The following is a 7,833-nucleotide window of genomic DNA, read 5'->3' on the forward strand; positions in this document are numbered from 1 at the left end:
CCCCCCCCCGCCCGCCCGCCCCATTCCCGCCGACCGGCCAATGCCTATAATGGGCCTCTCCTGCAACTGGCAAAGCCTGCCAGTGTCAAAGCCTGACCATGCCCGAAGGAAACCATCCGCAATGGCGTATTACCGCACTCCCCACGATGTGACGGCCCTGCCCGCCTGGCAGGCGCTTCAGCAACACCGCAATGCCATGCAGGGCTTCAGCATGCGCGACGCCTTCGCCGCCGACCCCAAGCGCTTCGAGCAGTTTTCGCTCAGCAGCTGCGGCCTGTTCCTCGACTACTCGAAGAACCTGATCAACGAAAAGACCCGTGAGCTGCTCGTCGAACTGGCTCAGGAAGTCGGTCTGGCTGACGCCATCAAGTCGATGTTCAGCGGCGAGATCATCAACGGCTCCGAAGGCCGTCCGGTGCTGCACACGGCCTTGCGCCGCCCGGTCGGTGACAAGCTGAATGTCGGTGGTGTCAATGTGATGCCCGAAGTGCACAAGGTCCTCAACCAGATCACCGAACTGGTCGGACGCATCCACGACGGCCTGTGGCGCGGTTACAGCGAAAAACCGATCACCGACGTGGTCAACATCGGCATCGGCGGCTCCTTCCTCGGCCCCGAACTGGTCTCCGAGGCCCTGCTGCCTTACGCCCAGCGCGGCGTGCGCTGCCACTACCTGGCCAACATCGACGGCAGCGAGTTCCACGAACTGTCGGCCAACCTGCGCGCCGAAACCACCCTGTTCATCGTCTCGTCGAAGTCGTTCAACACCCTCGAAACCCTGAAGAACGCCATGGCTGCGCGCACCTGGTACCTGGCCCAGGGCGGCTCGGAAGCCGAGCTCTATCGCCACTTCATCGCAGTCTCCAGCAACAAGGCCGCCGCCGTGGCCTTCGGCATTCGTGAAGAAAACATCTTCCCGATGTGGGATTGGGTGGGCGGGCGCTACTCGCTGTGGTCGGCCATTGGCCTGCCGATCGCCCTGGCCATCGGTACTGCCAACTTCAAGGAACTGCTGTCCGGCGCCTACACCATGGACCAGCATTTCCAGACCGCGCCGTTCGAGAAGAACATGCCAGTCCTGCTGGCGCTGCTCGGCGTGTGGTATGGCAACTTCTGGAATGCCAGCAGCCACGCGATCCTGCCGTACGACCACTACCTGCGTAACATCACCAAGCACCTGCAACAGCTGGACATGGAGTCCAACGGCAAGAGTGTACTGACCGACGGCTCCCCGGTGAAAACCGAGACCGGCCCGGTGATCTGGGGCGGCGTTGGTTGCAACGGCCAGCACGCCTATCACCAGTTGCTGCACCAAGGCACCCAGATGATCCCGGCCGACTTCATCGTGCCAGTGGTGAGCTTCAACCCGGTGGCCGACCATCACCAGTGGCTGTATGCCAACTGCCTGTCGCAGAGCCAGGCGCTGATGCTCGGCAAGACCCGCGAGGAAGCCGAGACCGAGCTGCGCGCCAAGGGCCTGAACGAAGCAGATATCGAAAAGCTGGCACCACACAAGGTGATCCCGGGCAACCGCCCGAGCAACACCCTGGTGGTCGAGCGCATCAGCCCACGCCGCCTCGGCGCGCTGGTGGCCATGTACGAGCACAAGGTCTTCGTGCAGAGCGTGGTCTGGGGCATCAACGCCTTCGACCAGTGGGGCGTGGAGCTGGGCAAGGAGCTGGGCAAGGGCGTGTACCAGCGCCTGGTCGGCAGCCTGGAAGACAGCGCTGAAGATGGCTCGACCCAGGGCCTGATCAACTACTTCCGCGGCCGTCATCGCGGCTGACCTGAAGGCTGCATTCGCGGGCGAGCCCGCTCCTACGGGCCCTTGTAGGAGCGGGCTCGCCCGCGAAGAGGCCAGCACAGGTTGAACAACAGTTCCAGCTACACTGTCCATCGAATAGCCGTTGAAGTCCCTCCGACAAGAGCAGGACCACCCGCCATGTTCGATATCCGCGACTACCCCGAGGCCCTGGCCGCCAGCCAGGCCGCCGAACTCTCCGATGCAGATTACCGCCGCCTCTACCGCCAGTCGGTGGATGACCCCGATACCTTCTGGGCCGAGCAGGCCAGGCGCCTGGACTGGATAAAACCCTGGTCGAGCGTGCAACAGTGCGATCTCAAGACCGGCACCGCACGCTGGTTCGAGGGTGCCCAGCTCAACGTCAGCTACAACTGCATCGACCGTCATCTCGACAAGCGTGGCGAGCAGACCGCCCTGCTCTGGGAAGGCGATGACCCGAAAGACGCCAAACCGATCACCTACCGCGAACTGCATCGCCAGGTCTGTCGCCTGGCCAACGCCCTGAAAGCACGCGGCGTGAAGAAAGGCGACCGGGTCTGCATCTACATGCCGATGATCCCCGAAGCCGCCTACGCCATGCTCGCCTGCACGCGAATCGGCGCCATTCATTCGGTGGTGTTCGGCGGCTTCTCCCCCGATGCCCTGCGCGACCGCATCCTCGATGCCGACTGTCGCACGGTGATCACTGCCGACGAAGGCGTGCGTGGCGGCAAACGCATCCCTCTCAAGCAGAACGTCGACAAAGCCCTGGCCAGTTGCCCGAATGTCAGCAGCGTGCTGGTGGTCAAGCGCACCGGGGGTGATGTGGCCTGGAGCGAAGGACGCGACCTCTGGTACCACGAGGCCACCGAGCGCGCAGGCGACGACTGCGCCCCCGAACCAATGGCCGCCGAAGACCCGCTGTTCATCCTCTACACCTCCGGCAGTACTGGCAAACCCAAGGGCGTGCTGCACAGCACGGCAGGTTACCTGCTGCAGGCGACGATGACGTTCAAGGTGGTATTCGATTACCGCGACGGCGAAGTCTTCTGGTGCACAGCCGACGTCGGCTGGGTCACTGGCCACAGCTACATCGTCTATGGCCCGCTGGCCAACGGTGCCATCTCGCTGATGTTCGAAGGCGTGCCCAACTACCCGGACACCTCGCGCTTCTGGCAGGTGGTCGACAAACACCAGGTGAACATCTTCTACACCGCGCCCACAGCGCTGCGCGCCTTGATGCGCGAAGGCAACAAACCGTTGCAGGGCACCTCGCGCGAGAGCCTGCGCCTGCTCGGTAGCGTCGGCGAGCCGATCAACCCTGAAGCCTGGGAATGGTATTTCGAAGCCGTCGGGCAAAAGCGCTGCCCCATCGTCGACACCTGGTGGCAGACCGAAACCGGCGGCATCATGCTCACCCCGCTGCCCGGAACACCACGTCTCAAGCCCGGCTGCGCCACGCAACCGATGTTCGGTGTGCAACCGGTGCTGCTGGACGAAAAAGGCAAGCTGATCGAAGGCCCCGGCGCCGGCCTGCTGGCGATCAAGGCCAGTTGGCCAGGGCAGATCCGCAGCGTCTATGCTGATCACCAGCGGATGGTCGACACCTACTTCAAGCCCATGCCCGGCTACTACTTCACCGGCGATGGCGCACGCCGCGATGCCGACGGCGACTACTGGATCACCGGGCGTATCGACGATGTGATCAACGTATCCGGCCATCGCATCGGCACCGCCGAGGTGGAGAGTGCGCTGGTGCTGCATGACAGCATCGCCGAGGCTGCGGTGGTCGGCTACCCCCACGACCTCAAGGGCCAGGGCGTGTATGCCTTCGTCACCACGATGAATGGCATCACCCCAAACGATGCGCTCAAGGCCGAGCTGCTGGCGTTGGTCAGCAAAGAGATCGGCAGTTTCGCCAAACCCGAGTTGATCCAGTGGGCACCGGCCTTGCCCAAGACCCGCTCGGGCAAGATCATGCGGCGTATACTGCGCAAGATCGCCTGCAACGAGCTGGACAACCTCGGCGATACCTCGACCCTCGCCGATCCCAGCGTGGTCCAGGGCCTCATCGACACACGCCTCAACCAATAGACGGCCGCCAAGCGGCCAGCACAGGTCGCCATGGAAGCCTTACGTCGCCGCATCGAAACCCAGGTCATGAGCCTCACCGGGCTGGCCCTCGGCCAGCTCGACCTGGAGTCCCCCAAAGGCGACCCGGGCCTGTTCGGCCCGCAAAGCGTCAGTTGGCAAGTACATGGTGATTTCCCCAGCATGCTGATCGGCGGCATCAGCGCACTGATGCTGCAACTGTTGCATCCGCTGGCATTGGCCGGGGTCTGGGATCACTCGAATTTTCGCGAAGACCTGCTCGGCCGACTGCGCCGCACCAGCCAGTTCATCTCAGGCACCACCTTCGGCTCGACCCGAGATGCCGAATGGCTGATCGAAAAGGTCCGCACCATCCACCTCAAGGTGGTCGGCACCGCTCCCGATGGGCGTCATTACGCCGCCAGCGACCCGGACCTGCTGACCTGGGTACACGTGGCCGAGGTCAGCAGTTTTCTCGCCGCTCACCTGCGCTACCGCAACCCGCGATTGTCAGTGGCCGACCAGGACGCCTACTACGACGAGATCGCCTTGATCGCCGAACGCCTGGGCGCCCGCAACGTCCCGCGCTCATGCCGCCAGGTGGACGACTACCTGCAGCACATGCGCGCACAACTGCTTTGTGATGCTCGCAGCCTGGAAGTGGTCGACATCCTGCTCGAAGCCCCGGCGCCCAGTCGCCTGGCAGAGCCTGTGGGCAAGCTGATGCTGCACGCAGGTATCGACCTGTTGCCCGATTGGGCCAGCGTCATGCTCGGTCAGCACCAGAGCACGCTGCAACGGCGCCTGGTACGTCTGGGCGTAGAGCGTGCGGCGCCCGTGCTGCGCTGGGCCATGCGCGACGGCTCGGCGCATCGGGCTCGACGGCGGATGGGGCTTGTCTGAGAGTTGTCCGATGTATCGGAACTGATTTGACGTGCCATACTCCAAGCACCTCCGCTCGAGACAGACGACGCCGCACATGCCCAAAGGATTGAATCGCGCCATTGGCGCCTTGCTGGCCATCGTGGCCCTGTACAGCCTGCTTGGCTTCTTCATTCTTCCCGGTGTGGGCCTGCGCATCGCCAACCAGCAACTGGCGCAGTACGCCACCGTGCCGGCGCACCTGCAGCGTATCGAGTTCAACCCGTTCAGCCTCGAGCTGACGTTGTGGGGCCTGCAGATCGGCGAGCCGGGCAAGGAGCAGGTGGCCTTCGAACGCCTCTACGCCAACCTCTCGCTCGACAGCCTATGGAGCGGCGCCCTGCACCTGGACGCGGTAGAGCTGGACAAGCCGCGCACCGAGCTGCTGTTCGCCAAGGACGGCAGCCTCAACCTCAGTCAGCTGTTCAAGCTGCCGCCGAGCGAGCCGAAACCGGACGAGCCGCCGAGCGATCCGTTCCCGCTGCGGATCGCCAGCATCAAGCTCAACGAAGGCTACCTGCACTTCCAGGACCTGCGCCCGAGCGAACCCATCGAGTTCCTCTACGACTCGATGAACCTCGAACTGAAGAACCTCAGCACCTTGCCGGACGACAGCGCCGACATGACGCTGGTCGCCAACGGCCCCAACGGCGGGCGTATCGACTGGAGCGGCAACCTGAGCCTGTCGCCCATCACCTCCGAAGGCACGCTGAAGATCACCGACAGCAAGATGAAGCTGTTCTGGCCCTACGTACGTGATGCCGTACCGCTGGTGCTGGAAGACGGCGTGCTCAGCCTCGATACCCACTACAAACTGAACCTGTCCAAGGAAACCGAGCTGCTGCTCGATAACGCCTCCGTGCGCGTCGCGCCCTTCGCCATCAAGGCGCCCGACGGCCGCCCGCTGGCGCGCCTGGCCAGCCTTGAGGTCAGCGAAACCTCCATCGACCTGGCCAAGCAGTTGGTGACCGTCGGCAAGATCCGCAGCGAAAAACTCGAAACCTGGGCGGCCCTCGAACGTGACGGCCAGCTCGACTGGCAGAAACTCTTCGCCAGTCAGCCCGCCAAAGCCACCCCCAAGGAAAAGGCCGAGCCCGCCACCGCAGCGCCGCCCCCTGAGGAGAACGCCGCCAAGCAGCCCAGCAAACCCTGGCAGGTACTGCTCAAGGATGTTCAGGCACGCAACTACATGATTCACCTGGCCGACCGCAGCCAGAAAGAGCCCGTAGCGCTCGATGTCGGGCCGCTCAACCTGGACATGCAAGGCTTTGACAGCCTCAACAAGTCGCCCTTCACGCTCAAGCTCGACACCGGCGTTGGCCGCCAGGGCAAGCTGCAGGCTGCCGGCCAGGTCAACCTGGCACCGGTCACCGCCAAGCTGGACGTCAGTACCCGCGACATCGACCTGCGCGTAGCCCAGGCCTACATCAGCCCGTTCATTCGCCTGGAGCTGCGCAGCGGCATGCTCGCCAGCGATCTCAAGGTCGACCTCAAGGGCACCGAGCCACTGGCCTTCAGCGTGGCGGGCAAGGCCCAGGTCAACCAACTGCACACCCTCGACACGATCAAGGGGCGCGACTTCGTGAAATGGCAGCAGGTGAACGTCGATGGGCTGTCCTATGTGCACGGCGATGCCCTGTCGATCGACAAGATCACCCTGTTGCAGCCCTACGCGCGCTTCATCATCAACGAAGACCGCACCACCAGTGTCGACGACCTTCTCATCCCGCAACCTGCTGACGCACCCGCCGCCAGCCAAGCGAAACCGGCCACAGCCAGCACTGAAAAGCCGCTGGGCATCCGAATCGGCCAGATCGATATCAACGATGGCTCGGCCAACTTCGCCGACCTGACACTGACGCCCAACTTCGCCACCGCCGTGCAACAGTTGAACGGCCAGATCGGCACCATCGACAACCGCAAGCCGCTGCCGGCGAAGGTTGACGTCAAAGGCAAGGTTGATCGCTACGCGCCGGTGACCATCAAGGGCGCATTGAATCCGTTCGACCCGATGGCCAGCCTCGACATCGCCACCAGCTTCAAGCGCGTCGAACTGACCACCCTGACGCCCTACTCCGGCAAGTTCGCCGGGTTCCGGATCCGCAAGGGACGCCTGAATCTCGACCTGCACTATGTGATCACCAAGGGTCAGCTCAAGGCCGAGAACAAGGTCGTGGTGGAGCAGCTGCAACTGGGTGAAAAAGTCGACAGCCCCGATGCCGTCGACCTGCCTATTCGCCTCGCTGTCGCGTTGCTCAAGGATACCGAGGGCAAGATCTCCATCGAGCTGCCTGTCACGGGCGATCTCAACAACCCGCAGTTCAGCGTCATGCCGATCGTCTGGCAGACCCTGCGCAACCTGGTGCTGCGTGCAGCGCAGGCGCCGTTCAAGTTCATCGGCGGGTTGATTGCCGGGGGCGGTTCGGAAGATCTGGGCAACGTATCCTTCGCTCCCGGTTCCAGCGACCTCAGCAGCGAGGCCCAGTCGGCCCTGGACAAGCTGGCCTCGGCCCTGCAACAGCGGCCGGAACTGCGCCTGGAGATCGAAGGTACGAGCGCGCAGAGCAGCGACGGCCCATTGATCGCCCAGCAACGCCTGGAGCGCGAGTACCAGACGACCTGGTACAAGATCCTGCAGCGTCGCGGCGACAAGGTGCCGGCCAATGCCTCGATGCTGGTGGTCGACGACAGCGACAAGCCGGCCATGCTCGAGGGCATCTACCGCACCCGTCTCAAGCAGCAGCCACCTGCGGAATGGGAGAAGCTCAGCCGCGACGAACGCACCACCAAGCTGCGCGAGGCGGTGATCAAATCCTGGGCCGAAAGCGCGGCCTTGCTGCGCAACCTCGGCCAGGATCGGGCGAGCAGCATCAAGGACTACCTGGTAGACAAGGGCAAGCTGGAGGATGACCGGGTGTACTTCATCGATACCACCCTGGGGCAGGCCGAAAGCGACGGGCGAGTGATCACCCCGATGCATCTTGACGCAGAGTAATCCCTGAACGATTTCAGATGCGCAAAGAGAAAGGCCCCCCCCG

The 7,833-nt window shown here is 63.7% G+C and carries 4 protein-coding genes; all 4 read left to right on the forward strand.

Going from position 1 to position 7,833, the window contains the following annotated elements; genetic code table 11:
- Window positions 1-121: 121 nt before the first annotated feature.
- On the forward strand, window positions 122-1,786 hold the full coding sequence (pgi, locus tag HU729_RS24260) for a glucose-6-phosphate isomerase (RefSeq protein ID WP_186711781.1): 1,665 nt from the start codon (window positions 122-124) through the stop codon (window positions 1,784-1,786).
- 156 nt (window positions 1,787-1,942) lie between these two features.
- Window positions 1,943-3,877: an acetate--CoA ligase gene (acs, locus tag HU729_RS24265; RefSeq protein ID WP_186711782.1), complete on the forward strand. Its 1,935-nt coding sequence runs from the start codon at window positions 1,943-1,945 to the stop codon at window positions 3,875-3,877.
- A 30-nt stretch (window positions 3,878-3,907) separates the two neighbouring features.
- On the forward strand, window positions 3,908-4,777 hold the full coding sequence (locus tag HU729_RS24270) for an oxygenase MpaB family protein (RefSeq protein ID WP_186711783.1): 870 nt from the start codon (window positions 3,908-3,910) through the stop codon (window positions 4,775-4,777).
- A 76-nt stretch (window positions 4,778-4,853) separates the two neighbouring features.
- Complete coding sequence (locus HU729_RS24275; RefSeq protein ID WP_186711784.1) at window positions 4,854-7,790, forward strand: DUF748 domain-containing protein; 2,937 nt, start codon at window positions 4,854-4,856, stop codon at window positions 7,788-7,790.
- Window positions 7,791-7,833: the final 43 nt, after the last annotated feature.

This window comes from Pseudomonas sp. RW10S2, assembly GCF_014268985.1.
GTDB classification, from domain to species: domain Bacteria; phylum Pseudomonadota; class Gammaproteobacteria; order Pseudomonadales; family Pseudomonadaceae; genus Aquipseudomonas; species Aquipseudomonas wayambapalatensis.

What these genes read in the sequence shown, in the direction of transcription:
- pgi (WP_186711781.1), top strand. Translation starts at nt 122, where the DNA reads ATGGCGTATTACCGCACTCCCCACGATGTGACGGCCCTGCCCGCCTGG.
- acs (WP_186711782.1), top strand. Translation starts at nt 1,943, where the DNA reads ATGTTCGATATCCGCGACTACCCCGAGGCCCTGGCCGCCAGCCAGGCC.
- HU729_RS24270 (WP_186711783.1), top strand. Translation starts at nt 3,908, where the DNA reads ATGGAAGCCTTACGTCGCCGCATCGAAACCCAGGTCATGAGCCTCACC.
- HU729_RS24275 (WP_186711784.1), top strand. Translation starts at nt 4,854, where the DNA reads ATGCCCAAAGGATTGAATCGCGCCATTGGCGCCTTGCTGGCCATCGTG.